Origin of the sequence: Herbiconiux ginsengi, from assembly GCF_900107435.1 — a bacterium.
GTDB lineage: Bacteria > Actinomycetota > Actinomycetes > Actinomycetales > Microbacteriaceae > Herbiconiux > Herbiconiux ginsengi.
Genome location: NZ_FNPZ01000001.1, coordinates 1677172 through 1703222, shown reverse-complemented (window position 1 = coordinate 1703222; position 26051 = coordinate 1677172). Strand labels below are relative to the sequence as shown.

The 26051-nt window shown below is 70.1% G+C and carries 22 protein-coding genes; 12 read left to right on the top strand and 10 right to left on the bottom strand.

What is annotated here, in order from left to right; genetic code table 11:
- The first annotated feature begins 71 nt into the window (after positions 1-71).
- The 4 genes from BLW00_RS08005 (at position 72) to BLW00_RS07990 (ending at position 2948) form a co-directional block, all read left to right on the top strand.
- On the top strand, positions 72-1319 hold the full coding sequence (locus BLW00_RS08005) for an isochorismate synthase (protein WP_245741378.1): 1248 nt from the start codon (positions 72-74) through the stop codon (positions 1317-1319).
- A gap of 119 nt (positions 1320-1438) precedes the next feature.
- The gene (locus tag BLW00_RS08000; RefSeq protein WP_092551559.1) at positions 1439-2113 is read left to right on the top strand and encodes a fasciclin domain-containing protein; all 675 of its coding nucleotides are present in this window, start codon (positions 1439-1441) and stop codon (positions 2111-2113) included.
- Between the two features lie 80 nt (positions 2114-2193).
- Positions 2194-2619, top strand: a complete 426-nt coding sequence (locus BLW00_RS07995) for a YidH family protein (RefSeq protein WP_092551556.1) — start codon at positions 2194-2196, stop codon at positions 2617-2619.
- Positions 2616-2948 (top strand): DUF202 domain-containing protein, encoded by a 333-nt coding sequence (locus tag BLW00_RS07990; RefSeq protein ID WP_092551553.1) that lies wholly within the window; start codon positions 2616-2618, stop codon positions 2946-2948. Before BLW00_RS07995 ends, BLW00_RS07990 begins: the two co-directional genes overlap by 4 nt.
- A gap of 53 nt (positions 2949-3001) precedes the next feature.
- Here BLW00_RS07990 and BLW00_RS07985 read toward each other — a convergent pair whose 3' ends face one another.
- From BLW00_RS07985 to BLW00_RS07975, 3 genes are all read right to left on the bottom strand, one after another.
- Positions 3002-4330 (bottom strand): cell wall-binding repeat-containing protein, encoded by a 1329-nt coding sequence (locus BLW00_RS07985; RefSeq protein ID WP_092551549.1) that lies wholly within the window; start codon positions 4328-4330, stop codon positions 3002-3004.
- 86 nt (positions 4331-4416) lie between these two features.
- Positions 4417-4791 (bottom strand): hypothetical protein, encoded by a 375-nt coding sequence (locus BLW00_RS07980; protein WP_092551546.1) that lies wholly within the window; start codon positions 4789-4791, stop codon positions 4417-4419.
- 57 nt (positions 4792-4848) lie between these two features.
- Positions 4849-5505 (bottom strand): DUF1345 domain-containing protein, encoded by a 657-nt coding sequence (locus BLW00_RS07975; RefSeq protein WP_092551543.1) that lies wholly within the window; start codon positions 5503-5505, stop codon positions 4849-4851.
- A 75-nt stretch (positions 5506-5580) separates the two neighbouring features.
- Between BLW00_RS07975 and BLW00_RS07970 the strand changes: the two genes are divergently transcribed.
- Positions 5581-6135, top strand: coding sequence for an ECF transporter S component (locus BLW00_RS07970; RefSeq protein ID WP_092551540.1), 555 nt, complete (start codon positions 5581-5583; stop codon positions 6133-6135).
- Positions 6136-6149: 14 nt separating this feature from the next.
- Here BLW00_RS07970 and BLW00_RS07965 read toward each other — a convergent pair whose 3' ends face one another.
- The gene (locus tag BLW00_RS07965) at positions 6150-7865 is read right to left on the bottom strand and encodes a hypothetical protein (RefSeq protein WP_092551537.1); all 1716 of its coding nucleotides are present in this window, start codon (positions 7863-7865) and stop codon (positions 6150-6152) included.
- Between the two features lie 207 nt (positions 7866-8072).
- On the opposite strand from BLW00_RS07965, the gene BLW00_RS07960 reads away from it, so the two are divergent.
- The 3 genes from BLW00_RS07960 to BLW00_RS07950 all read left to right on the top strand — a co-directional run bounded on the left by BLW00_RS07960 (position 8073) and on the right by BLW00_RS07950 (position 12262).
- Positions 8073-9812 carry an ABC transporter ATP-binding protein gene (locus tag BLW00_RS07960; protein ID WP_092551534.1) on the top strand — a complete coding sequence of 580 codons (1740 nt, stop codon included), beginning with the start codon at positions 8073-8075 and terminating at the stop codon, positions 9810-9812.
- Entirely contained in the window at positions 9809-10639 is an 831-nt protein-coding gene (locus BLW00_RS07955; RefSeq protein WP_407650956.1) for an energy-coupling factor transporter transmembrane component T family protein, read from the top strand. Before BLW00_RS07960 ends, BLW00_RS07955 begins: the two co-directional genes overlap by 4 nt.
- Before the next feature lie 267 nt (positions 10640-10906).
- Positions 10907-12262, top strand: a complete 1356-nt coding sequence (locus BLW00_RS07950) for an L-fuconate dehydratase (protein WP_092551531.1) — start codon at positions 10907-10909, stop codon at positions 12260-12262.
- Here BLW00_RS07950 and BLW00_RS07945 read toward each other — a convergent pair.
- Positions 12187-12975 carry a FadR/GntR family transcriptional regulator gene (locus BLW00_RS07945; protein ID WP_092551528.1) on the bottom strand — a complete coding sequence of 263 codons (789 nt, stop codon included), beginning with the start codon at positions 12973-12975 and terminating at the stop codon, positions 12187-12189. The two genes, BLW00_RS07950 and BLW00_RS07945, sit on opposite strands and share 76 nt — an antisense overlap.
- A gap of 50 nt (positions 12976-13025) precedes the next feature.
- Complete coding sequence (locus BLW00_RS07940) at positions 13026-14033, bottom strand: DMT family transporter (protein ID WP_092551525.1); 1008 nt, start codon at positions 14031-14033, stop codon at positions 13026-13028.
- Positions 14034-14071: 38 nt separating this feature from the next.
- Between BLW00_RS07940 and BLW00_RS07935 the strand changes: the two genes are divergently transcribed.
- On the top strand, positions 14072-16330 hold the full coding sequence (locus BLW00_RS07935; protein WP_092551522.1) for a cell wall-binding repeat-containing protein: 2259 nt from the start codon (positions 14072-14074) through the stop codon (positions 16328-16330).
- A gap of 77 nt (positions 16331-16407) precedes the next feature.
- On the opposite strand, the gene BLW00_RS07930 is transcribed toward BLW00_RS07935, so the two are convergent.
- Complete coding sequence (locus BLW00_RS07930; protein ID WP_092551519.1) at positions 16408-18723, bottom strand: DEAD/DEAH box helicase; 2316 nt, start codon at positions 18721-18723, stop codon at positions 16408-16410.
- Between the two features lie 453 nt (positions 18724-19176).
- Between BLW00_RS07930 and BLW00_RS07925 the strand changes: the two genes are divergently transcribed.
- The 3 genes from BLW00_RS07925 (at position 19177) to BLW00_RS07915 (ending at position 23370) form a co-directional block, all read left to right on the top strand.
- On the top strand, positions 19177-20589 hold the full coding sequence (locus BLW00_RS07925) for an HNH endonuclease signature motif containing protein (protein ID WP_092551516.1): 1413 nt from the start codon (positions 19177-19179) through the stop codon (positions 20587-20589).
- 560 nt (positions 20590-21149) lie between these two features.
- A complete protein-coding gene (locus BLW00_RS07920) occupies positions 21150-22118 on the top strand; it encodes an alpha/beta hydrolase (protein ID WP_092551513.1) in 969 nt (322 codons plus the stop codon).
- 118 nt (positions 22119-22236) lie between these two features.
- A complete protein-coding gene (locus BLW00_RS07915; RefSeq protein ID WP_245741376.1) occupies positions 22237-23370 on the top strand; it encodes a CdaR family protein in 1134 nt (377 codons plus the stop codon).
- 63 nt (positions 23371-23433) lie between these two features.
- Here the strand turns inward: BLW00_RS07915 and BLW00_RS07910 are convergent, their stop codons facing one another.
- The 3 genes from BLW00_RS07910 to BLW00_RS07900 all read right to left on the bottom strand — a co-directional run bounded on the left by BLW00_RS07910 (position 23434) and on the right by BLW00_RS07900 (position 26027).
- Positions 23434-23724 (bottom strand): putative quinol monooxygenase, encoded by a 291-nt coding sequence (locus BLW00_RS07910; protein ID WP_092551507.1) that lies wholly within the window; start codon positions 23722-23724, stop codon positions 23434-23436.
- Between the two features lie 44 nt (positions 23725-23768).
- Entirely contained in the window at positions 23769-24689 is a 921-nt protein-coding gene (locus BLW00_RS07905) for an LLM class F420-dependent oxidoreductase (protein WP_092551504.1), read from the bottom strand.
- A gap of 75 nt (positions 24690-24764) precedes the next feature.
- The gene (locus BLW00_RS07900; protein ID WP_092551501.1) at positions 24765-26027 is read right to left on the bottom strand and encodes an MFS transporter; all 1263 of its coding nucleotides are present in this window, start codon (positions 26025-26027) and stop codon (positions 24765-24767) included.
- Positions 26028-26051: the final 24 nt, after the last annotated feature.

Here is a 26051-nt window from a genome sequence, read left to right as displayed (position 1 = left end):
TACGGTGGGTTGCCGTGCACCCGCGCCGGCGGGGCGACGGAGTGCCCCGGAGCCGGGCGTAAGCTGATTCGGTGAGCGATACTCCCCGGGTTCCGCGGCTGCGCGTCGAGACCACCGGGGTGGACGACCTGAAGCTCCTGATCCCGCTCATCGATCCGCGGCATCCGCTGATCTGGATGCGCAAGGGCCAGGGCATCGCCGGCGTCGGCGAGGCCCTACGGCTGGAGTTCTCCGGCCCCGACCGGATGCTCGACGCTTGCGCCGTCTGGAAAGAGGTGGCCGACGCCGCCACGGTCGTCGACCCGATCGCCGCCTCCGGCACCGGGCTCGTGGCCTTCGGCACCTTCGCCTTCGCCGACGACTCGGCCGCCACCAGCGTGCTGATCGTGCCGCGTCTCGTGCTCGGCAAGCGCGACGGGCGATTCTGGATCACCCGCATCACCGTCGAGGGCGAAGATCCGGCCTCCGTCACCGCCCCCACCGCGCGACCGCTCGGCGCCGAATATCGCATCTCGCTCTTGCCGGGTGCCGTGTCTCCGGAGGGCTTCCGCGCATCCGTCGATGCCGCCGTGGCCCGTATCGCCGACCAGCAGCTCAGCAAGGTGGTGCTCGCTCGTGACCTCACCGGCCACCTGCCGGCCGGCTCCGACCTCCGCCGCCCGCTCACCGACCTCGCCCTCGGCTACCCCGACTGCTGGACCTACGCCGTCGACGGCTTCGTGGGCTCGAGCCCCGAGACGCTCGTGCGCGTCGACCACGGAACCGTCAGTGCGCGCGTGCTCGCCGGAACGACCTCGCGCGGCACGGATGCCGAGGCCGACCAGGAGAAGGCGGTCGCCCTGGCCACCTCCACCAAAGACCTCGACGAGCACGGCTACGCGGTGACCAGCGTGATGGCCGCCCTCACGCCGCACAGCCGCAACCTGACCGTGAGCGAGATCCCGTTCACCCTGAAGCTGCCGAACCTCTGGCACCTCGCGAGCGACATCGAGGGCACGCTGAGCGACGGCTCGACCTCGCTCGACCTGATCGCGGCGCTGCACCCCACCGCGGCGGTGGCGGGAACCCCGACTCCCGCGGCGTTGGCCCTCATCCACGAACTCGAACCCTTCGACCGCGGCCGCTACGCCGGGCCGGTGGGGTGGGTCGGAGCCGACGGCGACGGGGAGTGGGCGGTGGCGCTCCGGTCGGCCCAGGTCGACGGATCCGGCGACATCACGGCGTTCGCGGGCTGCGGCATCGTGGCCGACTCCGATCCGGAGCGCGAATATCTCGAGACGAAGATGAAGTTCCGGCCGATCGTCGAGGCGTTCGGCTAGCGATTTCCAATCCGATGCCCAGGCTCCTCCGAAGACCTCCTGAAGGCTCGGCCCCCTGGCATCGCGATGAAATCGCTGTTCAGGGGCCGGTTTCAACCGATCCCTGAAGGAGAAGGTCCATGCGTATCACCAAGCGCCACACACTGACGGCTCTCGCAATCGCCGCCGTCGCCACGTTCGGTCTGGCCGGATGTTCCGGCTCCAGCACCGACTCGTCCGGCTCGTCGTCGAGCGAGGAGTCGAGTGCTCCCACGGAGATGGCGACGCCCAGCCCCGAAGCGATGGCCGATCCGGCATCCGACCTCGTCGGCTCGGGTTGCGCCGCCTACGCGGATGCCGTGCCGGACGGCGCAGGCTCCGTGGCGGGCATGGCCGCCGACCCGGTCGCCACCGCCGCCTCGAACAACCCGCTGCTCACGACCCTGGTAGCCGCGGTCTCCGGTGGGGTCAACCCCGACGTCGACCTCGTCGACACCCTGAACGGCAGCGAGTTCACCGTCTTCGCCCCGGTCGACGACGCGTTCGCCAAGATCGACGCCGCGACCCTCGACTCGCTGAAGACCCCGGAGGGCGCCGCGACGCTCACCGAGATCCTCACCTACCACGTGATCCCCGGCCAGATCTCGCCTGACGCGATCGACGGAACCCAGACCACCGTCGAAGGCGGCACCGTCGAGGTCACCGGCAGCGGCGACGACATCATGGTCAACGGTGCCAAGGTCATCTGCGGCGGCGTGCACACCGCCAACGCCACCGTGTACCTCATCGACTCGGTGCTGATGCCCCCGATGTGATCTCGAGAGCACGGCCGAAGGGCCGGTCGCCTCAGGTGGCCGGCCCTTCGGCGTCGGATCGGGCCCGTTAGAGTTCGAGTATGGATGAATCGGCCGCGAGCCCCGCGGGCACCGAACCCGATCGGGCACCGGATGCGCGCCGCCCGCGATCGGTCTACGGCGTCGGCCACGAGCCGGACGTGCGATTCAGCCTCGCCAACGAACGCACGGCCCTCGCCTGGGTGAGAACGGGCCTCTCGCTCGTGGCCGGCGGCGTGGCTCTCACGACGCTCGCGACCATCGCCGATCTGCCCTGGGTGGTCGACGTCATCGCCCTGGTCGCCTGTCTCGCCGGCGGCGCGCTGGCCGCCTCGGCTCTCTTCTCGTGGCGACGGATCGAACGCGCGCTCCGCGAGGACCGGCCGCTCCCGGCTCCTGCCGCCCTCCCGTGGCTCGTCGGCGGCGTGGTGGTTCTGGCGCTCGTGCTCGGCGGCTACGCCCTCTTCGAGATCGGACGGGCGCTGTGACCCCGAAGCCGGTGCGGAGCGATGCGACGAAGCCGCGTGACCCGGGTCTGCAGCCCGAGCGCACCGCCTTGGCCTGGCAGCGCACGGCGCTGTCCACCGCGATGGTCGCGCTGCTGCTCGCCTTCGCGTGCCTGCGCGGCGGCTTCCTGATCGGCACCGCGATCGCGGCCCTGGTGGCGGTGGGCGCCGGCGCGACCCTCTTCTTCTCCCGGCGCGCTGCCGCCCGCAAGAGCCGGGTCTCCGCGTGGACGCCGCTCACCCGCATCGCCGTGCTGTTGATCGCCACGGCCGTGCTCGGCGTGATCTTCGCCCTCGTCGCCCTCTTCTGACGGCGACGACGGCCGGCTCCGGGGAGAACCGACCGTCGCCTGTCTGAGACCGCCTAACCCAGGTAGGTGGCCAGCTTCATGTAGGTGGCCTCGGAGATGGTGTTGACCCCACCGAGCACCACGATGTGAACCGGGTCGATCCGCTCCAACTCCGACACGATCGTGGCCGGGACGCTGTCCTTCGTCACGAGCAGCACGGGAGCATGGAACTGGATGGCGGCGGCCGAGCCGGACAGCGCATCCGGGAACACCTCGCCCGAGGCCACGTACACGGTGCCGGTGTCGTCGACGTCGAAGGCATCGGCCGAGACGCTCGACGACACGGCGTAGCGGTCGGCGCCATCGATGCGCGTGGTCGGCGCGATGGCGGTGAGACCGGTGGCGACCGACTCGGCGATCGTGTTCGTGCCGCCGAGCACCACGATGCGGTCGGGGTCGAGGCGCTCCAGCTCGGTCTTCACATCGGCCGGTACTCCGGTCTTCGTGACGAGCAGCACCGGCCCGCCCAGCAATCCGGCCGCCGCCGAGCCCGACAGCGCATCCGGGAACACCTCGCCCGAGGCCACGTAGGCCACGGCGGGTTGCGGAGCGAAGACACCACGCGAGACCGCTGCGGAGACGGCGTAGCGGTCGGCGCCGCCGACGCGCTCCACCACATCGGCGTAGGCGCCGAGTGCCGTCTCGATGGCGGGGCTGATGGTGTTCGGGCCGCCCATCAGCGCGATCCGGTGGGGCTGCAGCCGCCTCAGCTCGGCGTCGACCAGCGCCGGAATCGTGTCTTTGGTGACCAGGAGCACGGGAGCGTCTTGCGCTCCGGCCGCCGCCGAGGCGGAGAGGGCATCGGGGAACACCGCGCCCGACGCCACGTAGACGGTGTCGATCTCACTCGCGAACTTCGCCGAGACGCCCGCCGACACCGCATAGCGGTCGGCGCCGCCGATGCGCTCGATCGTGGGGTCGACCGTGAGCGTCACCGTGCCCGTGAGCAGCGGCAGGCACGGGATGGCCTTGGCCAGTTTCACGCAGTAGACGAAGGAGTCCTCGCCCGAGAACCTGCTGTCAGGTGTGTAGGTGAACTCCCCGCCCTCGCCGAGACCGTCGATGGTGCCGTGCGACGGGCCGGTCACGATGGAGATGAGCGGAGTCAGCCCGAGGTCGACGTCGTTCGCGAACACCCCCTGTCCGGCAGGAGTGGTGAAGGTCTGACCCGCCGTGAGCGTGTAGGCGTCGTCGTTCAACACCGGAATGAGCTCGTCGGCGTTCGCCGCCGAGGGCGCGAACGCAACGGCTCCCACCACGGCACCGGCCGCGAGGACCGCGGCCATCCGGCGCCGCCCGCGCCCATACCGTTTGTCGTGCACTGAATCGGTGATGACCGGCATGATTCACACTCCTGAGTAGATGACAATTCCTCAGCAGTATGGCACTTCGGTCGATGAAGTGCAGCAGTTCGACGAGAATTACTCACTCATTCGCGAAAGTACTCGTTCGCGCGCTGCGTGTAGAGCAGGATGAGGCCGATCACCGCGAGCAGCGCACTGACCACCTGACTCCAGAAGCTGTTGGTGGTGAACAGGGAGAAGATCGCGGTGGCCAGCGAGATGACGAGCACGACGGTGGTGAGGATGCGCGCGCCGTTGCTGCCGCGCAACAGCCCGAATCCGACGGCGATGGTGATGATGCCGATGACGATCGAGATGATCGCCACGGCGAGGAAGGCCCCGCCCACCACGCCGGGGGCGAACGCGCCGATCAGGGCGATGATGCCGCCGATCAGGGTCAGCAGGCCCTGGATCCAGACGATGACGGCGACGAGGGTGACTCCCCCGGGTCGTTGAGCCATGAGAACTCCTTCGTTCGTGCCGCACCCCCTCGTGCGGACGGTGTCACCACGCTAGCGTCACGGCGTGAACCCTGCCAAGAGGTTCACGAGGCTCGCCAGGATGACCGACCCGAAGAGGTAGGACAGCAAGGCGTGCCGGAGCGCCGTCATCCGGATGGCCGAGGAGGTGAGGTTGGTGTCGGACACCTGGTAGGTCATGCCCAGCGTGAACGCCAGGTAGGCGAAGTCGGCGTAACGGGGCAGCTCGTCCTGATTGAACGAGACGCCGCCGCGCGTGCCCGAGTAGTAGACCACGGCGTACCGCAGTGTGTAGAGGGTGTGCACGAGACACCAGGAGAGCACCACGCTGAGCACGGCGATGCCGCTCAGCACGTCGCGCTCGACACCCGCGGAGCCGTTCGAGAGCACCAGCACGTAGATCACCACCACCACGCTCGCAATGCTCGCCAGGATGAGCAGAACGTCGCTGACGGTGCGGGTCGGATCCTCACGGAAGGCGTGCTCCTCGGTCTCCCGCGCATCCATCGTTCCGACCTTCGACCAGATCCAGAGCAGGTAGACGACGCACGCCGCCCCCCAGCCGGCGATCGCCGCCACCTGGATGTAACCCAGCAGAGCGGATGCCGCTGCCACGGCCAGCCCGACCGCACCCATCACCGCGAAGCGCACGCGGGCGTGGCGCATCCGCGCCGTGCGGGATTCTCGTTCTCCCATGGTGAGATCGTCGCACGCGCACGGCTCCGCGGCGGGAGCAGCGCCGGGCCGCCCTAGACTTCTGCTGGAGGACAGATGAAGAACACCAGCACCCGCCTGCTGCTCAGCTGCGCTGCGATCGGGGTCGCCGGCGGCATCCTGTACATCATGGCGTCGTACCTCGGTGGCACGATCAACGCGGTCGTGCCGATGCTCTACGGGCTGACGTTGGGGGTGTACTTCCTGCCGGGCGCCGTGGCGCAATACCTGTTCCGTCGCGGCGGGGTCGCCTTGCTCGTGGCAGTGCTCTCGGGTCTCGTCTCGGCCGCCTTCCAGCCGCTGGGCTTTCTGGCCGCGCTGATCGCCGTCGGCATCGGCGCGGTGCAGGAGCTGCCCTTCCTGATCTTCCGCTACCGCCGCTGGCCCGCGTGGCTCTTCGTGGCCGGCGCCGTGTTCGCGGGAATCATCCTCGCCATCGGCATGTACCGCCTGGTGGGCGCCCGCGAACTCGACCCGGCCGGCGCGATCGTGCTCGTGGCCGGTTCGGTGCTGTCGCCCGTGATCTTCACGCTGCTCGCGATCGCCGTCGCCCGGGCGCTCGCGGCGACGGGCGTCGCCCGCGGCATCGCACGGCCCACCGATCGGCCGTAGCCGCCGGCCTCGCGCTACTGCGCGGCGAGCAGGGCGTCGTCGGTGAGCAGGAGCGGCGCATCCGTCACCGGCACGTCGACGTGCATGTGCGTGCAGGCGTCGTCGAACTCGGTCCAGTTGGTCAGCTGCAGCTTGATGCCGGCGGAGGCACGGCACTGGGCCTGGCCGACGTGCGAGCCCACGGGCATCACCGGGTCGAGCAGGCTGATCAGCTTGAGCGTGCCGGCATCGGTGCCGTCGAGGCTCTTGTTGTTGAGCAAGTAGAAGTCGACGGCGTGGCCGCCACCGTCGATGTAATGCGAGGAGCTGGTGCCCGCACCCTCGATCTGGCCGGTGCACTTGCGGTTGATGTCGCTCACGCCCACCTGGTCGAAGTTGCGCACGGCGATGGCGATGATCTCGAGCACGCGGTAGTCGACGCCGCAGTCGGGAACCGTGACGCCCTGGGCGATCCAGCGGATCTCCTTGATGTGATCGGGTGTCGAGCCGACGAGCTTGCCCGCGTCGACCGCGTTCACCAGCTCTTGCGCGAGCGAGCGGCCCACGAGCAGCTGCGCCGTGGAGTAGCCCGCAGCCTGCAGCTCGCCCGCATCGGTGACGGCGTAACCGTCGCGGTTGACCACCTCGGAGGCCGAGCCCGCCGTGATCAGCTGCTGAGGGGCCGGCGCCGTGCCCGCGTTGAGGCTGAGGTTCACCACGTTCGCGTCGACGGGGCTGGCCGAGACGGTGGAGGGGATGGCGGTGACCGCCGTGATGCCGAGCACGAAGGTCATGGCCACGGCGGTGAGTCCGGCCCTGGCCCAGGCGCCGCGGCCGGGGCGCGGCGGCTTGGTCGAGCGGTCGGAGCCGGAGCGACGACGCGAGCCAGAGGCCCGGGCCACGGATGCCCGGGCGCGGCCGGCACCGGCGTCGTCAGAGGCGAGGTCGGCCGGCGAGGTCGGGGCGGAGAGCGCCAACGACGCCGATCGGGCCACGAACGGTTCGAGGGATGCTTCGGAGAACGGTGTCGCGGAAGCGAAGGCGGGCGCGGGGGCGAGGGGGGGCGCGGAGGCGAAGCCGGAGCCAGACGTCGAGACCCGCGCGGAGTCGGGCGCAGACGGAGCGGCGGGGGGCGGCGCCGTGTCGAGGAATTCCGCCTCGGCGACCTCGGGCGTGGCAGCGGCCGGCAGCGGCTGGGACGCCCGGCGCCGCTCGCGGCGGGTCGACGGCGCGAGGTGAAGGGCCGGCTCGGCGGCTTCGAGTCGCCCCACGGCCGACTCGGGCACGACGGGTTCGAGCGCGAGCTCCACCGCCGGCTCCAGGGGGCCGGAGTCGAGGGCCGCGATCTCGAGATCGGCGATCTCCTCGGCGCGGAGCTCGGCCTCGCGGGCACGCAGCTGCTGCTCGCGATCGCGCAGCTGGCGCCGGGTGAGCGGAGCAGGCTCCGCCACGGGCACGATCACGATCTCGGTCGTGACGACCGGCACGGCGGCGTCGGCGACCACGTCGGCAGCTGAGATCTCGGCCGCCGAGGTGTCAGCGGCTGCCACATGGGCCGCGGCGGCTTCGGCCGCGATCCGCTCCCGCCGGCTCAGCATCCTGGGTTCGGATGCCCTGGCCGCCGCAGAATCCCGAGCCTCCCGTTCGAGCGCCACTTCGCGCAGCTGCCGCCGGGTGAGCGGGGTCGACGAACCGTCGAGGTGCGCTCTGCGAGCCGACTTCTCGTCGGATCGCGATTCCGGGTTTGTCAAACGAAGTGCTTTCGGGATCTTACGGATGGCCGTTTCCGCGGGCGGCGAAGAGAACCGGGGGCCATACGAGAATAGCGGCTCCTCGCTGGAAAAACCCAGAGGGCGGCTCACACTCCCCCGAACGCCTCTCCCGGAATGGCAAGGCTTACCTAAGCTAGAGGGCAGAGTGACGCGATCCGCCCTGTCCGAAGCCGTCCGAAAGGCGCCATGAGCCCGAGCTCCCCCGTCATCCGGGTAGCGGATGCGCGCATCCGCCACGACGGCAACGCCCGGTTCACGCCCGACGGCGTGAGTTTCGACGTTCGGCCCGGCGAAGTCGTGCTGCTGCTCGGCCCTTCCGGAAGCGGCAAGTCGACGCTCGCCCTGGCGCTCGACGGTCTCATCCCCCACGCGGTTCCGGCCGTCATCGACGGAACGGTGCTGGTCGACGGCGTCTCGACCACCGACACCACGGTCGCCCGGCTCAGCGAGACGGTCTCGATGGTCTTCCAAGACCCGGATGCGCAGATCGTCACCGGAACACTGCTCGACGAGGTGTGCTTCGGCCCCGAGAACCTCTCGCTCCCCGTCGAAGACGTGCTCGCCCGTGCCGAGACGGCCCTGCGCCAGGTCGGCCTCTGGGAGCGCCGGAGCGAGAACCCCGACCGGCTCTCGGGCGGTGGCCGGCAACGCCTCGCCATCGCCTGCGCGCTCGCCCTCCGTTCCCCGGTCATCGTGCTCGACGAGCCCACCGCGAACCTCGATCCGGTCGGCACCGAGGAGGTGTACGCGGTGCTCGGCGAATTGGTGCGGGGCGGTGACCATGCGCTCGTGCTGATCGAGCACGACCTCGATGCGGCGATGAAGATCGTCGATCGGGTCGTCGTGATCGACCGGATGGGCCGGCTCGCCTTCGACGGACCAGCCGCCGAGGTGCTGCGCGAGCACGTCGACGAATTGCTCGCCCTCGGCGTCTGGCTCCCGAGCGCGACGCTCGCCGGCCTGCGCCTGCGCTCCGCGGGCTTCGCGGTGCCGTCCCTCCCGCTCACCCCGCCCGAGCTGACGGCGGCCCTGGATGCGCTGCCCGCGCGTCCTTCCCCCGTCGAGGCGCCGGTGCGCACCCCGCACGCCGCTGCACTCGTCGAGCCCGCGATCCGGGTCACAGGCCTCCGCGTCAGCCGGGGGCGAACCGAGATCCTGCACGGAATCGACCTCGCCATCGCGCCCGGATCCTTCGTGGCGGTGGTCGGCACGAACGGCGCCGGCAAGACCACCCTGCTGCAGTCCGTCGCCGGTGTCGTGGCCCCTCCGCGCGGCACGGTCGAGGTGCTCGGCCTCGATCCGGCCCGCGCCGACGTGCGCGCGCTCGCCCGCACGATCGGCTTCGTGTTCCAGAATCCGGAGCATCAGTTCATCCGCTCCACCGTGACCGACGAGCTCGCCCACGCTCTCGAACTACAGCGGGTGGCGCCGGCCGAGATCGCCGACCGGGTCGACCGGATGCTCGCCCGCTTCGGTCTCACGGAGCACCGTGACGCGCATCCCTTCCTCCTCTCCGGCGGGCAGAAGCGGCGACTCTCGGTGGGCACGGCCCTCATCGCGGGCGCCCCGGTGCTCGCTCTCGACGAGCCGACGTTCGGCCAGGATCGTGAGCGCGCCGCCGAGTTGCTCGACATCCTGACCACGCTCAACCGCGAGGGCACGACGGTCGTCGTGGTCACGCACGACCTGCAGCTCGTGGCCGACCACGCCTCGCACATCGTGGTGCTCGACGAGGGTCGCGTCACCGCCTCCGGAACGACCGCCGAGGTGCTGGCCGGCGACGCACTCGAGCGAGCGGGGCTGCTCGCCCCGCCCCTGGTCCGCGCCTTCCGGGCGGCGGCGGACCCCGCCTGGTACGCGGTCACCCGGCTCGCCGACCTCGCTCCCGCCCCGGCCCCCGACCGCTCCGACGGCGGCGCCCCGTGACCCGCGCAACGCTGCCGCCCCACCGGCTCGCCCGCGACCCCTACTCCGACGCGCCCGACCACGGACCGATCCGTTTCCTGCACCGCCTCAACCCGCTCGCGAAGATCGCCGGGCCGCTGCCGGCGATGGCGTTGCTGATCTTCTCGAGCGCGCCGGGCATCCCGCTCGCCCTGATCGCGCTCGCGCTCGCGCTGCTGCTGGTCGGCGCGCACCTCTCCGGCCGCGCGCTGCTCGGCCTCTTCGTGCTCCTGCCCCTCGCGACCGTCGTGCTCTCGCTGAGCCTGGGCCTGTGGACGGATGCGTCGCGCGTCGACGACACGCCCGTGCTGCTGCAGATCGGCGACTACCGTCTCTACGCCGGCGCGCTTCTGGTGGGAGCCACCACCGCGTTGCGACTCGCCGGCATCCTGACGCTCTCGCTCGTCGCCGGGCTCACCTCCACCGGCCCCGATCTCGTGCGCGCGCTCGTGCAGCAGCTCCACGTGCCGTACCGCGTGGGATACACCGCCCTGGCCGCTTACCGCTTCGTGCCCCGCTTCGGCCACGAACTCGACGTCATCCGCCAGGCGCACCGGGTGCGCGGGATGACGGCGGGACGAGGACCGATCGCCGCGCTGCGTCGCGGACTCGGCACGGTCGTGCCGTTGCTGGCCGGCGGAATCCGGCACGCCGAGCGCGTCGCGCTCGCGATGGACTCACGGGCTTTCGGAGCCTCGCCCACCCGCACCGAGCGACACCTCGTTCCGTTCCGCGCCCGCGACTGGGTGTTCATGATCGCCTTCTGGTTGATCACCGCACTGATCGTCGTCGTCGCCATCCTTCTCTGAACGCCACCCCGCCTGACCATCGCTCGTCGTTCGCGCGATGGTCGATGGCCGGTGGTGATCAGTATTCATTAGATGAATTTCAGAATTCGATCCATATATCGGCCGATTCTGTGGCAGGATCTACTAATCATCAGATGAAATGCGGGCTAGGGAGAACGATCGCCGTCGTCGCCTTCGCTCCTCTGGAGCGCGGCACGACGGCGCGCGCTCACCGGGAGGCGCTGGCCCGATTCCCGTTCCCCACTCGCCGATGAAAGGCCTGACCGAATGACCATCATCACGGGCGTCGACGTCTACGACGTGCGCTTTCCGACCTCCCTCAGCGCCGACGGATCCGACGCCATGAACAAGGACGGGGACTACTCCGCCGCGTATGTCGTGCTGACGACCGACGGCGCGCTCCGCGGCCACGGCTTCACGTTCACCATCGGGCGCGGCAACGACCTGTGCGCCGAAGCGGCACGTCAGCGCGCCCAGCCGCTCATCGGGCGAGACGTCGACGAGATCCTCGACGACCTCGGCCGAACCTATCGCGAGCTGGCCGCCGACTCGCAACTGCGCTGGCTCGGACCGGAGAAGGGTGTGGTGCATCTCGCCATGGCGGCGGTCATGAACGCCGTCTGGGACATGGCGGCGCGCCGAGCGGGCGTTCCGCTCTGGCGACTCCTCGTCGACATGACGCCTGAGCAGCTCGTCGACGCGGCCGACCTGCGCTACCTGAGTGACGCACTGACCCGCGACGAGGCACTCGAGATCCTCCGAAGCGGGCTGTCCTCGAGAACGGCGCGCATCGCCGATCTCGAGGACAGAGGCGGTTACCCCTGCTACACCACGAGCGCCGGCTGGCTCGGCTACTCCGACGACAAGCTCCGGCGTCTCCTGCAGGAAGCCGTCGACGAGGGCTACCACCACGTGAAGCTGAAGGTCGGAGCCGATCTCGACGACGACGTGCGGCGTCTCCGGATCGCGCGCGAGGTCATCGGGTGGGATGCCAACCTGATGATCGACGCGAATCAGGTCTGGGACGTGCCCGAGGCGATCGAATGGGTCGGGCGGCTGGCGGAATTCAAGCCCTTGTGGATCGAGGAGCCGACCAGCCCCGACGACGTGCTCGGGCACGCGCGCATCCGCAGAGAAGTCGCCCCGATCGGCGTGGCCACCGGCGAGCACGGAATGAACCGCGTTCTGTTCAAGCAGATGTTCCAGGCCGAGGCGATCGACTTCTGCCAACTCGACGCCGCGCGACTGGCCAGCGTGAACGAGATCATCTCGGTCTACCTGCTCGCGCACAAGTTCGGCGTGCCGGTCTGCCCGCACGCCGGCGGGGTCGGGCTGTGCGAGCTGGTGCAGCACTTGTCCATCTTCGACTACGTCGCCGTCTCGGGATCGCTCGAGAACCGCGTGACGGAGTACGTCGATCACCTGCACGAGAACTTCGTCGATCCGTGCATCGTGAAGAACGGGCACTACCTCCTTCCGACGCAGCCGGGGTACAGCGCCGAAATGCACGCCGAGACGATCGCGACCTACACGTTCCCGACGGGCAGCTACTGGTCCGAGGCGTCCGCCGCATCGCTCGCGGCGGCATCCGTCGGGGTCCCGGGGTCTGTCTCGACGGGGTGAGCGGCAGCGAACTCCTCGACACCGAGCAGGTGAGCGGCCATCCGGATGCGCGAGCCCTGCGGATCGCGTGCGCGGAGCGCCACGAGCACGGCGCGGTGCTCCGCATGAGCGACATTCACGGAGTCGCGATCCGTGATCGCCCGCCAGAGCCGGCCGCGCAGCGTGCGCGTGACGAGCGCGTCGATCAGAGCGGAGAGGGCGGGATTGCCGCTCGCCGCCGCGATCGCGCGGTGGAAGGCGGCGTCGGCGTCGATGAACTCCTCGGGATTCACCGACCCCCGCGTCACAGCTGCTTGCACCGCATCGAGGATCGCATCGAGCTCGTCGAGCTCTTCCTCACCGAGTCGAATCGCCGCGAGCCCCGCGGCTTCGGTCTCGAGCACGCGGCGCACGGAGAGCAGATGCGCGGCCTGGGCGGCATCCTGCAGATCCGCATAGAAGCCGAGGGGACTCAGGAGAGCGGTCGGATCGAGGTCGGTCACGTAGGTGCCCGCACCTTGCCGGGTCTCCAGAACCCCCAGGCTGGCGAGCGCGCGAACCGCTTCGCGTAAGGAACCCCGCGAGACCCCGAAGCGGCGAGAGAGCTCTTTCTCCACGGGCAGACGGTCGCCGGCTTTCAGCTCGCCCTGCACGATCATGCTCTTGATGCTGTCGATGACCCGGTCGGTCCGCGACCCATCGATGGCGGCAGAGGCGGACGAGAGATCGGACATGCGATCAGCCTACCGAGGGGCCGGCTACGACGAGCACCTGAGGGGGAGATTCATCCGATGAATGGCGCACTCATCGTCTCAGCCGTGACGGTCGCGCGAGCGCTTCGGCGCCGCGGCAGAGACACCACGAGCACGGCGACCACCACGAGCCCGGCGGCGATCGGGGTGGTCCAGTCGATCGTGTGGCCCGATCCGGGGGCGACCAGGTCGATCGCGATCGATCCGCCCAACTGGCCGGCGACCGAGCACAGGCCGAGCAGGAGAACCCCTGTGGTGCGCACGGCCGTGGCGAGCCCGACGATGAACACGACTCCGATCGGGCCGCCGAGGTAGAGCCACCACGTGTCGGGGAAGCTTGCGGGCAGGCCGCCCACGAGGAGTGCGTGCGCGAGGGCGACCACGACGAGCGCCGTGGAACCCGCGATGAAGTTGAACAGCGTCGAGGTGACCGCCGACCCGGTCGCGTTGGCGACCCGGCCGTTGGCCGCCTGCTGAGCGGCCACGACGGCGCCGGCGATCACCGGGAGCACGAGCATCCAGAGCGGGATGTCGGGCTCGATGTGCGAGAGGATCGACCACACCACCACGGCCAGCGCGATGCCGGCCCCGAGCACGCGACGGAGCGTCAGGTAACGCACGCCGCCGGGGCCGAGGCCGGCGCGGTCGACGAGCAGGCCACTGAGGGTCTGGCCGCCGATGAAGGCGACGGTGAAGAGCGAGACGCCGACGACCGCGGAGGCGAGCCCCTGCGAGAGCACGAACACCGCCCCGCCGAAACCGGCGAACAGGGTCCAGAGCGGGAGCCGGCGCTGCTTCACCTCCTGGAAGGCGTAGCGGGTGCCGCGGCGGGCCGAGGGCATGAAGCCGACGATGACCATCACGATCACGAGCCCGATCGTGAAGCTCAGCGCCGCGGCGGTGAACCCGTCGCCGAGCTGCCGGCCGAGTTCCCCGTTGATGCGGGACTGTGTGGCCATCAGCACGCCGCACACCACAGCGACCACGACCGCCGCCCCGAGGGGCAGGCGGCCGAGGTGCGCGCGGGAGTCGGAAGACATGGTCTTCCAAAACCCTACTGCGTAGCTATCATGAGTTTATGTCAGTATTCATGCGACGGGTTCACGTGGCGATAGCGATGACCCTGAGTGGGTTTCTTCTTTTCGCCGCGGGCACCGCTCCGGCGATCGCCGCTCTGCCGCGCGCGGGTGAGACGCAGATCCTCTCCGTCTCGAGCACGGGAGCAGCCGGCGACGCCGACTCCTCGGATCCGGCCATCTCCGCCGACGGCCGGTTCGTCGCCTTCTCCTCGAAGGCCTCCGATCTCACCGGAGCCGGCGGCTTCGTGCGGCAGCTCTACGTTCGCGATCTGGCGTCGGGCGTCACCACGCTGGTCAGTGCAGGTGGCAGCGGTCCCGGCAACGGGGATTCGACGAAGCCGTCGATCTCCGACGACGGAAGTGTCGTCGCCTACATTTCCGCAGCCACGAACATCGTCGGCGTGGCGCGAACAGGCACCCCGCAGGCCTTCGTGTGGACGCGGGCAACCGGCGTGACGACGGTCGCGAGCTTCAGCGACGCCCTGGTCACCGCGAACGCCGCGATCACGCAGATCGCCCTGTCGGGAAACGGCCAGGCCGTCGCCTTCACCACGACGGCTGACAACCTGACCTCCGACAACACCTACGGGGTCCGCCAGATCTACGAACGCAACCTCGTCACGCGCACGACCGCTCTGGTGAGCGTCGACACCACTTTGACGCCGGCCGGTTCCCCGACCGGCGCGAATGATCCGGCGATTTCGAGCGACGGCAGCCTCATCGCCTTCGCGAGCGCCGACGCGCTTTCCGGACGCCCAGGCAATGGCTACACCCAGATCTTCCGGCGCGAGATGAGCAGCCGATCGTCAACCGAATTGGTGACCGTCAACGCATCGGGCCTCGCCGCGGCACGCTTCAGCTCGACATCTCCCACGATCTCGCATGACGGCAACGTGATCGCCTTCTTCAGCAACGCCTACGACCTTACAAACCAGCCATCGAGCGGCAATGGGATCTACTGGCGCGACATGCGAGAAGAAGGGACGCGCCTTGCCAGCCCCAATGCCGCCGACGGAAAGGCGGCCCGTGGCAACTTCTGGTTGCCCTCGATTTCGGCCGACGGCACCTCAATCGCCTTTCGCTCGAATTCGCCTGATCTCACCCGCGAAGGACGCGGATACGGTCTGGTGACACAGGTCTACGAGCGCGACCTCACCGCGGGCATCACCTCGCTGGTGAGCCGCCCCACAGTGGGAGCCGACGCTGGGAACCTGGATTCACTCTTGCCGAGCATCTCAGGCGACGGAAGCCTGGTCGCTTTCGACTCCTACGCCACGAACCTCGTGCCGGACGCTGAAGTGAACACCCAGGTCTACCTCCGCGATACGACCGAGGTTCCCGAGGTGGTGCGCATCGGCGGCGCCGATCGATTCGCGGTTTCGGCAGCAGTATCGGCGGATACGTTCGGGTCGGGCGTGCCTGTGGCGTATGTCGCCAGCGGGGCGACATTCCCGGATGCGCTGTCCGGGTCGGCAGCCGCCGGTGCGCAGCACGCGCCAGTGCTGCTGGTCGGTAAAGACTGCATACCCACCCCGGTGGCCGCCGAGCTCCACCGGCTGAACCCGAAGAAGATCATCGTCTTGGGTGGAACGAACACGATCGACGAGTCCGTCCAGATCGCGCTCTCGGGATTCTCGCCCACGGTGACGCGGATCGCCGGCGCGGATCGGTTCGACGTGTCCGTCGCGGTGTCGGCGAGTGCCTTCGGGCAGTCCGGCGAGTCGACGCCAGTGGCCTACGTCGCGTCCGGGGCGGTGTTTCCCGATGCACTGTCCGGGTCTGCCGCCGCGGGATACGCGGGTGGCCCCGTCCTCCTGGTCACGAAGGACTCCGTCCCAACCCTCGTGGCGGCCGAACTCGGGCGGCTTCGCCCCGGCGCTATCGTGGTGCTGGGCGGCACGAACACGATCGACGACTCCGTGACAGCCACGCTGTCGCGGATCGCGCCGACATCCCGCGTCGCAGGCGCGGATCGATTCGCCGTGTCCGCGAACGTGTCCGCCGGCACCTTTCCCGTCGGCACCCACACCGTCTTCGTGGCATCGGGTGCCGTTTTCCCCGATGCGCTGTCGGGATCGGCCGCCGCGATCCGCCGGGTGGGGCCGGTTCTGCTCGTCACTGCCGACGGCATCCCGGAGCCGGTCAAGACGGAGCTCGCACGGCTGAAGCCGACGCGAATCGTCGTGCTTGGAGGCACCGCGACCGTCTCCGATGCCGTGCTCCACGACCTCGAGAAGTATGCCGTGCCGCCGTCCTGAGAGCGGGGCGGTACGACGAACGCCGGCCGCCGCCCTGAGGGGCAGACGACCGGCGTCAGCACGTGGTTCGATGCTGCCTACTGATCGGCGGCGAGCTCGCTCACCAGGGTGTCGCCGGGGGCGACCGTGATCATCTGGGCCTCGATCTCGGCGCGGCCGAGCAGCTCCTGCATACGGCGTCCGCGGCTGCGCGGAATGAGGGTGACGACCGTGCCCTTCTTGCCCGCGCGACCGGTGCGGCCGGCGCGGTGCAGGTAGGTCTTGTACTCGTCGGGCGCGTCGGCCTGGATGACCAGATCGATGTCGTCGACGTGGATGCCGCGGGCCGCGACATCCGTCGCCACCAGCACACTCACTCGACCGCTGGTCAGCTGCTGCAGGTTGCGGGTGCGGCGCGACTGGTTGAGGTCGCCGTGCAGGCTCGTGGCGGGGAACCCGGCGTCTTCGAGCTGCTCGGCGAGCATCTCGGCGTATGCCCGGGTGCGCGAGAAGATGAGCGTCTTGCCCTGGCGGTCGGCCAGCTGCTTGATGATCTCGCTCTTGTCGCGGCTCTCGACGATCAGCACGCGGTGGTCGATGGTCGAGGAGGCCTGGTCTTCTCCAGCCACCTCGTGCACGCTCGGTTCCACCAGGAACTCCTCGACCAGCGTCGCGACGCCCTTGTCGAGGGTGGCGGAGAAGAGGAGCTTCTGGCCGCCGTCCTTGGTGTGACGCAGGATGCGCTGAACCGGCTCGAGGAAGCCCAGGTCGCACATGTGGTCGGCCTCGTCGAGCACCGTGATGGTGACCTCGGAGAGGTCGAGACGACGCTGCTCGATCAGGTCTTCGATGCGTCCGGGGGTGCCGATGATGATGTCGACACCGCGCTGCAGGGCACCCACCTGGCGCGCCTGGGGCACGCCGCCGTAGATCTGGGTGGTGAAGAGGCCGACGGCACGGGCGATGGGCTGCACGGTGCGGTCGATCTGCAGCGCCAGCTCGCGGGTGGGTGCGAGGATGAGCGCGCGGGGCTTGCGACCCGGCTTGCGGTTCGCGCCGCCACCGTTCTCCATCAGGCGCTCCACCAAGGGGGCGCCGAAGGCGATTGTCTTGCCGGAACCGGTGCGGCCTCGGCCGAGCACGTCGCGGCCCTTCAGCACCTCGGGGATCGTGGCCGACTGGATCGGGAAGGGGCTCTCGGCCCCGAGCTCGCCGAGCACGCGCACGATGTTGCCGCCGAGACCGAGGCTCGCGAAGGTCGCGCCCTCGACCTCTTCGGCCAGGGTGGCCTGGGCCTCGAGGCGCTCGAGCACCACGTCGTCGGCGTGGAAGTTCTGCTTGGCGTCGCGCGACGGGTAGAAATCGCTGCCGCGGTCGTCGCGGTTCGGGCGCTCGTAGCCACCGGTGCGAGGGGCCCGATCGGTGCGGGGAGCGCGGTCGTCACGATCGAAGTTGCGCTTCGGGCGGTCGTCGTAGCTGCGCTTCGGGCGGTCGTCGTAGCTGCGGGCCGGGCGGTCGCCGTAGGCGGGGCGCTCGGTGCGGGTCGGACGGTCGCCGTAGGCGGGACGGTCGGCGCGGTCGCGGTTGTACGCAGGACGCTCGCCACGATCGCCGTTGTAGGCGGGACGCTCGCCGCGATCCTTGTACGTCGGGCGGTCGCCGCGGTCGTAGCCACCGGTGCGGGTCGGGCGGTCGTCACGGTTGTACGACGAGCGGGCCGGGCGGTCGGCGCGCTCTCCGGGCCGGTAGTCGGCTGTCGGGCGCGCGCTGCGGTTGTAGCCGCGATCGTCGGTGCGGGGCGGCTTGCCGCCGGTGGGGCGATCGGATGCTCCGCGCTCGGCGGCAGCGGCGGCGCGGCGCTCTTCGTTGCGGGCGTCGTTCCATTTCTGGCGGTCCGTGCGCTGGCCTCGGTCGTGGCCACGGCGCTCGCCGTCGCCGCCCGGGCGATCGGCACGATCGTAGGACGGACGCTCGCCACGGTTGTACGCCGGACGCTCACCGCGCTCGCCGTTGTAGGACGGACGGTCGCCACGGTTGTACGCCGGGCGGTCGGACCGGTCGTAGGAGGGACGCTCGGAGCGCCCGGTGCCGGTGCCCGACTTGTGGAAGCCGTTCTCGCGGCTGGGGCGCTCGTAGCCTCCGCGTGCCGGACGGTCGCCATAGGCGGGACGCTCGGTGCGGTCGGCGCGGTCGTTGTAGGCGAGACGCTCTGTGCCACGGCTCGAGGGAGCAGCGCCGCGGGCGGCACGGTCATCCGAGTTCCAGCGCTGCTTGCGCGGCGCGGTCTCGTCGACGGCCTTGTAGCCGCGATGACCGGGGCTGCGGCTGCCGGCCTTCGGTGCGCCCTTGGCGGGCGTGCGGGGCTCGTAGTTCTTGGCGGCCTTGTAGCCACCGGACTTGTTGGTTTTGGGCATGTTTCTTTCCGGGTTTATTCAATTGCGCGCACTTCCCCACACCGTTCTTGCGCTCGCAAGCGCTCGTGTTGAAGTGCTAACTAGAACCCGGTCGTTTCGTATCCGGGGCCGTGTCGTACGCGACATTCACCAGTGACCAGCGCAACAGCGCACTGACTGGGAAACCGGCCCACCAGACTTACAAAACCCTTCCACGATGCAACTCGCGGTGTCCAGAGCCGACCGATCCACATTACACGACCGGGCCCATCCTGTCGATGGCTGCCGCGCTGCGCGCTCGCCGACGATGGAATGTGGCTGAGTTTCCTGGAAAGCGACGGATGCGCGTGGCTTGGTCTCGACGCATCCATTTATCCGAGTCAGCCCCGGTTCATTGTTGGCAAGCGCGGAGCGCGCGGCAGCCCGTCAGGTTCCCGGGGTTCAATGTCGGTGGCTGGTGTTTGAATAAACCTCATGAAGAGTTTGGTTGTGGCCCGCACCGAGGAACTCGACGCGCGCCTGGACACCGCGATCGATGAACTCCACGACATCGACCGGGCCACCGCGAGCCTGGATGCGCGCCGGGCCCGGTGTCTGGCCGCGGTGGGTCGGATCGCGGACGAGCGGGCCGCCCTGTCCTCCCCGACCGGGCGCGGGTTGTCCGAGGCGCGGGAGGGGGAACGGCGGCTGGTCGCGGTCGAGATCGCGACCGCGACCCGGCGGTCGGAGCGGACCGTGGCGCGGATGATCAACGACGCCGAACACCTCGTCCACGACTACCCCGCCACCCTCACCGCCCTCGAACACGGGCGGGTGTCCGGGTTGCATGCCCGGCACCTGATCGCTCACGCCTGCACCCTCCCCGCCCACGCGCGACCCGGGTTCGAGGCCCGGCTGCTCGCAGAGGCGGCGGTGCTGCCGGCGCACCGGTTCGCGGAGCGGGCACGTCGTCTCCGGGAGACCGCCCACCCCGACTCGATCACGATCCGTCACCGGCAGGCCCGCGAGGAACGCAGCGTGTGGCTCTCACCCGAGTGTGACGGGATGGCGACCCTCACCCATCACCTCCCCGCGGTGGAGGCGATCGCGATCGATGACCTCCTCGACAAAATCGCCCGCGCCGAACGCTCCGATACGGACCCGCGGACGCATTTGCAGCGCCGCGCCGACGCCCTCACCCGCCTGATCCTCACCCCCGGCAACCCGGCCCGGCCCGCGTCGATCACCGCGAACGTGCTCGTCACCGTGCCCGCCACCACCATCGCCGGAACCACCGACCAGCCCGGTGACCTGCACGGGTATGGGCCCATCGACCCCGACACCGCCCGGGCCATCGCCGCGACCGCGCCCACCTTCCTCCGGATCCTCACCCACCCCGTCACCCGGGAACCCACCATGATCACCCGACACCGCGGCCGTCCGGTCGCCGACCACCCCACCACCAGCACCCCCACCGCCGGTGACCGCCTTCCCAGAGCGGACGCCGACGCTGACTCCGCCACCGAGGCGGCCGCGCCCACCGACCAGCGCCCCACCGGTGGCGCACCGGTCGGCAGTCACCCCGACGCGGGCGACGGCAGCGGCCGGGAGCGGTACAGCGCCGCACCCGAACTCCGCCTCGTGCTCGCCGCCATCGACCAGACCTGCCGATTCCCCGGCTGCAACCGACGCGCCAACCGATGCGAACTCGACCACACCATGGACTGGGCCCACGGCGGCACCACCACCCCCGAGAGCCTCACCTACCTCTGCCCCCGGCACCACCACCTCAAACACAACACCCGCTGGACCGTCGAACCCGATCCCGACAGGCCCCGACACCTCAACTGGCGCAGCCCCCACGGCCGCCAACACACCACCGCACCACCACCCCCACCCAACGACTGAACCAGCGGGGCAGGCCGAGACAGCCCCGGCACACACCGCCACGGACCACGTCCCGACCAGCCACCGCACCTCACCAGGAGCAGCCCACCCGGCCGCCGACACACCACCACACCAGCCCGCGCACCCAACGACTGCACCCAGCTCAGCGCCGACACACCCGCCCGCGATCGGCGGCGCGACGGAAGCGAGGGGCTTGTTCACACGCTGGAGCACGGCCGCGAACAAACACGGCGGCACATCCCACGCTCGGGTGTCGGCGAAACAGCCTGCCTTCCGGCGGCGCGGACCAGCGAAACCCCATCCTTCGACCGGGGATTCGACTGGTTCGTGCGGACAGGCGGGCCGCGGCGGAACCCACTCCGGCCGGTCCACCCGCCTACCCCACCCATATGCCTCCGACGCACGCGACGGCCACCGCGGCCGACCGCCATACGGCGGGCCGCGAGCGGTGGATCGCGTGCGAGTGGCGGTGGCGAGGGACACAGCGATTCCGCGAGCATGGACAAACGCTGCCACGACGACGTGGCACGGTGCACCGACGCACAGCATTGGAGAGACCCATGACCACGATCGACTCCCGCCCGCCCTACGACGTCGAACTCCAGGCGGTGCTAGCCGTGCTCGGCGACCAGCTGCCCGCGACGCTCACGCCCGAGATGATCGCACCTCTGCGCTCGGCCGGCGTCACCGCCCCGATCGATCAACTGCTCGAGGGCCGCCCGATCGAACATGTCGAGCGCACGATTCCCGGCCCGGCTGGCGCACCCGACCTGATCGTGTCGATCTTCCGCCGCACCGACCACACCACGGCCGGCCCCGGCATCTACCACACCCATGGTGGCGGGATGATCATCGGCGACCGCTTCACCGGAGCCGACGTCTTCCTCGAATGGGTCGAGGTGATGGATGCGGTCGCCGTCTCGGTCGAATACCGCCTCGCCCCCGAGAACCCCGATCCCGCACCCGTGGAGGACTGCTACGCCGGCCTCGTGTGGACGGCGGAGCACGCCGCCGAGCTGGGTATCGACCCCGAGCGTCTCCTCATCGCGGGCGGCAGCGCCGGAGGCGGTCTCGCCGCCGGCACCGCCTTGCTCGCCCGCGACCGCAAAGGCCCTGCTCTCATCGGCCAGTGTCTGATGTACCCGATGATCGACGACCGCAACACCACCGTGTCGAGCCACCAGTACATCGGCATCGGAGTCTGGGATCGCGGCAGCAACGACACCGGCTGGAACGCCCTCCTCGGCGACCGCCGGCACGGCGACGAGGTCTCGATCTACGCCGCACCTTCCCGCGCCACCGACCTCTCGGGCCTGCCGCCCGCGTTCATCGACGTCGGATCGGCCGAGGTCTTCCGCGATGAGGACGTGGCTTACGCCACCGCCATCTGGGCCTCCGGCGGGCAGGCCGAACTGCACGTCTGGCCCGGCGCGTTCCACGGCTCCGACCTCATGGCCCCGCAGGCCACCCTCTCGATGATCGCCCGCGCCACCCGCACCGCCTGGGTAGCCCGCACCTTCGGCGTGTGATCCGCCGTGGCCGCGATGCCGCACCCGGGCGTCGCGGCCGTCCGGTCGGTAAGGTGAGCTGACGGATTCCCCGACCCGTCGACGGTGAACGGTCGCGATGCAAGAACTTGTCGGACGCTTGACAGCCCTCGATCCCGAGGCCAGCGAGAGCCTGAAGGTGATCGCCTACTTCGACGCGCTCGTCGAGGGCCACGCGAGTCTCGAGGTGCTGCTCCGCGGAGCGGCAGTGCTGTGCGGATGTGCGGCAGGATTCACCTCCGGCGCGCCTGCTGCGACGGGAAGCACGAACACGACGGCGACCGCCCCGGCGGCCTCGACGACCATGCGGGTCGATGCACGCGGACAGCGGACGCACGCAGGCGAGACACCCGCCCGGAGCCCGGCATCCGCGAGTGAACCCTGGCTCACGCATCCGCTCCCGGATGGCGGCCGCGTCTGGATCGAACGCACCGGAACACCGCACGCCAACGACGCCATGGTTCTCGAACGCCTCGCCATCGGCCTCAGCATCTCACTCGACCGTTCGAGCCCCGCCGTGCAGGAACGACGCGCTCTCGAGATCCTCCTGAGTCCGGACGAGACCCCGGATGCGCGTGCCGACGCGGTGCGCCGGTTGCGACTCGACGGAGTCCCCCTGGTGAGGATCGCGGCACAACCTGCACGAGACTCGCGCGATGACCCGCGCGGAGTGGTCGTCGACACCGCGGCCGGCCGGGTGCGCGCTCGAATCCTGCTGCTGGACGAGGGGCAGGAGACGACCAGTACCCCCGTCGGGCCGGCCACGGACACGGTGAAAGCGACGAGCGCGACGACGCGCACGGGCATCGGAACGGCGGCGGCGCCTCTCGACCTCGCTGCATCGTGGGCGTCCGCCATTCTGGCGCTCCGTATGACGAGCCCACGCGAACCGGTGCTCCGCGCTGACGACCTCGGCGTGGTGCTGCTCGCGGCCGAGGCCGCCGACGCGGGCCGAGCGACGCATCCGGACGTCGAGGCGGTCGGCGCCGTCGCCACAGGCGCGCGCGGCGGTCACGACCGCACCACCGACGCCCTCGAGGTGCTCGACGCCCTCGCGCGCACCGACAGCGTGCGCGCCGCGGCCATCCTCGCCGGCGTGCACCACTCGACCATGCAGGCCCGTGCGGCCGATCTCGCCGAGGCACTCGGATTCGATCCGCGAACCCCGGCCGGCCGTATTCGGCTGAGCGATGCCCTGCGGCTCCACCGCCTGGCAACAGCACGGTTCGACTGACTGCGGCGCCGGCAACCCGGCGAGAGCCCCGGACTTCTCGCAGCGCGAACGGCGGCCGGGCGCCTACTCGACGACCGTGTACCGCGTGAGCGTGGGCGGCCCGGCGAGGATCGTGCCGAGGTCGCTCTTGCCCTCCGGGGTCGCCCGGAAGGCGCGGTAGGCGTCGTCGCGCTCGATGGTCGTCCACTTCTCGAGCAACACGATGTGGGCCGGGTCGTCGACGTCGACGATCACGTCGACCCCGAGGCAGCCCTCGAACGCCCGGGTCACCTCGAGCACGCCGTTGATGCGGTCGACGGCCACGTCGACGAACTCGGGGGCGATGGTCAGTTCGAGCAGAGAATTCACGGTCATGGCACCAGACTATTCCGCTGCGGGCAGGCGGGCGCGGCCCTCGGTCAGAGCTGCGGAACGACCTCGCGGGCGAGGAAGTCGAGGTGGTCTAGGTCGGCGAGATCCAAGATCTGCAGGTAGACGCGCTCGACACCCTGCTCGCGCAAAGCTCCGATCTTGTCCACCACCTCGGCCGTGGTGCCGGCGAGCCCGTTCTGCCGCAACTCTCCCGGCTCGCGGCCGATCGCCGCAGCACGGCGGGCGAACTCCGCGTCATTCGCTCCCGCCACCGCTATCTGGGCGACCGAGTACACGATCTCATCGGGGTCACGGCCGAGCTCGACACAGGCCGAGCGCACGTTCTCGAACAGGCCGGGAATGGAACCCGGCTCCGGGAACGGGACGTTGAACTCGCTCGCGAACCGCGCCGCCAAGAGCGGCGTGCGACGGGCACCCTTGCCTCCGACGAGCACCGGCAGCGGCGACTGCACGGGCTTCGGCAATGCCGGCGAGTTCTCCAACGTGTAGTGCTGCCCGTGGAACGAATACGTCTCGCCCGGCTCGGTGGCCCAGAGCCCCGTCACGATCTCGAGCTGCTCCTCGAGCAGGTCGAAACGCTTCGCGGGGAAGGGGATGCCGTAGGCCCGGTGCTCCTCTTCGAACCACCCGGTGCCGAGGCCGAGTTCGGCACGGCCTCCCGACATCTGGTCGACCTGCGCGACCTGGATGGCGAGGATGCCGGGGTAGCGGTAGGTCACCGAGGAGACGAGCGTGCCGAGCCGGATGCGCGAGGTCTCGCGAGCGAGCCCGGCCAGCGTGGTCCAGGCATCCGTGGGGCCGGGGTCTGGATCGCCGTCGCCCATCCGCAGGTAGTGATCCGACCGGAAGAACGCGTCGAAGCCGAGGCGTTCGGTGGCCTGTGCCACCGCGAGGAGGTCGTCGTAGCTGGCGCCCTGCTGGGGCTCGGTGAAGATTCGGAAGTCCACCCGTCAAGCCTAGGGCGCGCTGACACGAGACAGAGGCCCGGGGCCGCGGCGAGCCGGGCGCCCGGCCGCCGCCGCCTACCGGCTGAGCGCGGTGCGCCGCCCCCGCGGCCCGGTCGCCCGCAGCGCGCCGGCGAGCCCCGCCCCGCTGAACACCAGCGTGGCGATGAGCACCACCCCGATCGGCAGGGTCCAGGCGCCGGTGGCGTCGTGCACCGCGCCCACCAGAGTCGGAGCGGTGGCACCGAGGGCGTAGCCCACGCCCTGGATCATCGCCGACAGCCGCCGCGCGTGGGTGCCGCTCAGGGCGAGCTGCACGATCAGCATGAACACGATCGTGATCCCGCCGCCCTGTGCCACACCCCCGAGGAAGCCCCAGACGAGCCAGGCGGAGGGCGCGAGGATCATGCCGAGCGGAAAGCTCACCCAGAGCGCGGCGACGCCGATGAAGGTGACCGGGATGCCGGTGCGCTTCGACAGCAGCGGAACCCCGAGCGCGCCGACGACGGCCGCGATCTGGAAGATGGAGGAGCTGCCGCCCGCCTCGGCCGCGGTGTAACCGACTTCTTGTTCGAGGATCGTGGGGAACCAGGCGGTGAGCCCGTAGTAGGAGAACGCTTGGCCGGCGAAGGCGAGGGCGAGAAGCACCGCCGAGAGGTTGCGCCAGGTGCGCGGCTCGTCGCCCGTGAGCGGCACCGAGCGGGTGTCGATCACCACCGTGTCGACCGCGCCCGTCTCCACCGAGCGCCGCGTCGGACCCCAGTGGAACGCCCGCCGCGGCCCGATCGCCACGAGCCAGGCCACCGCCGCGAGCACCACGAAGCCGAGCCAGGCCAGCAGTGCCCCGCGCCAGCCGAACATCACCGCGAGCGGCACGGTGGCGAGCGAGGTGATCATCGAGCTCACGTTCATGGCCGAGGTGTAGGCGCCGGTGACGATGCCGACGCGCTCCTCTCGGATGTCGCGGCGGATGATCACGGGGATCACGACATTGCCGATGGTGATGAACGCGCCCATGATGATCGTGCCCGCGAAGGTGGCCTCCACACCCCCCGCCGAGCGTACGATCGAGCCGATCCCCACCCCGACGATCGCGATCGTGGTGGCGAAGTTGGCCCCGGCCTTGCCGACGAAGATCGAGGCGAACGGCGTGATCAGCGCGAAACAGAGCACGGGGAGACTGGTGAGCAGGCCCGCCTGGGCGGCGTTCATCGAGAGGTCGGCGCTGATCGTGCCCGTGATCGGTGCGACCGCGATCAGGGGCCCGCGCAGGATGAAGCCGATGAAGACGATGCCGACCACGAGCGGCCATGGGAACCGGGCGCTGGGGAGTCGGCTCATGAATCGGATCTTACGCGTAGCGTT

Coding starts and splice junctions, on each gene's coding strand:
- BLW00_RS07920 (WP_092551513.1), top strand. CDS start 21,150: ATGACCACGATCGACTCCCGCCCGCCCTACGACGTCGAACTCCAGGCG.
- BLW00_RS07960 (WP_092551534.1), top strand. CDS start 8,073: ATGAGCCCGAGCTCCCCCGTCATCCGGGTAGCGGATGCGCGCATCCGC.
- BLW00_RS07910 (WP_092551507.1), bottom strand. CDS start 23,724: ATGACCGTGAATTCTCTGCTCGAACTGACCATCGCCCCCGAGTTCGTC.
- BLW00_RS07935 (WP_092551522.1), top strand. CDS start 14,072: ATGTCAGTATTCATGCGACGGGTTCACGTGGCGATAGCGATGACCCTG.
- BLW00_RS07985 (WP_092551549.1), bottom strand. CDS start 4,330: ATGCCGGTCATCACCGATTCAGTGCACGACAAACGGTATGGGCGCGGG.
- BLW00_RS07980 (WP_092551546.1), bottom strand. CDS start 4,791: ATGGCTCAACGACCCGGGGGAGTCACCCTCGTCGCCGTCATCGTCTGG.
- BLW00_RS07900 (WP_092551501.1), bottom strand. CDS start 26,027: ATGAGCCGACTCCCCAGCGCCCGGTTCCCATGGCCGCTCGTGGTCGGC.
- BLW00_RS07950 (WP_092551531.1), top strand. CDS start 10,907: ATGACCATCATCACGGGCGTCGACGTCTACGACGTGCGCTTTCCGACC.
- BLW00_RS07970 (WP_092551540.1), top strand. CDS start 5,581: ATGAAGAACACCAGCACCCGCCTGCTGCTCAGCTGCGCTGCGATCGGG.
- BLW00_RS08000 (WP_092551559.1), top strand. CDS start 1,439: ATGCGTATCACCAAGCGCCACACACTGACGGCTCTCGCAATCGCCGCC.
- BLW00_RS07975 (WP_092551543.1), bottom strand. CDS start 5,505: ATGGGAGAACGAGAATCCCGCACGGCGCGGATGCGCCACGCCCGCGTG.
- BLW00_RS07995 (WP_092551556.1), top strand. CDS start 2,194: ATGGATGAATCGGCCGCGAGCCCCGCGGGCACCGAACCCGATCGGGCA.
- BLW00_RS07945 (WP_092551528.1), bottom strand. CDS start 12,975: ATGTCCGATCTCTCGTCCGCCTCTGCCGCCATCGATGGGTCGCGGACC.
- BLW00_RS07925 (WP_092551516.1), top strand. CDS start 19,177: ATGAAGAGTTTGGTTGTGGCCCGCACCGAGGAACTCGACGCGCGCCTG.
- BLW00_RS07940 (WP_092551525.1), bottom strand. CDS start 14,033: ATGTCTTCCGACTCCCGCGCGCACCTCGGCCGCCTGCCCCTCGGGGCG.
- BLW00_RS07930 (WP_092551519.1), bottom strand. CDS start 18,723: ATGCCCAAAACCAACAAGTCCGGTGGCTACAAGGCCGCCAAGAACTAC.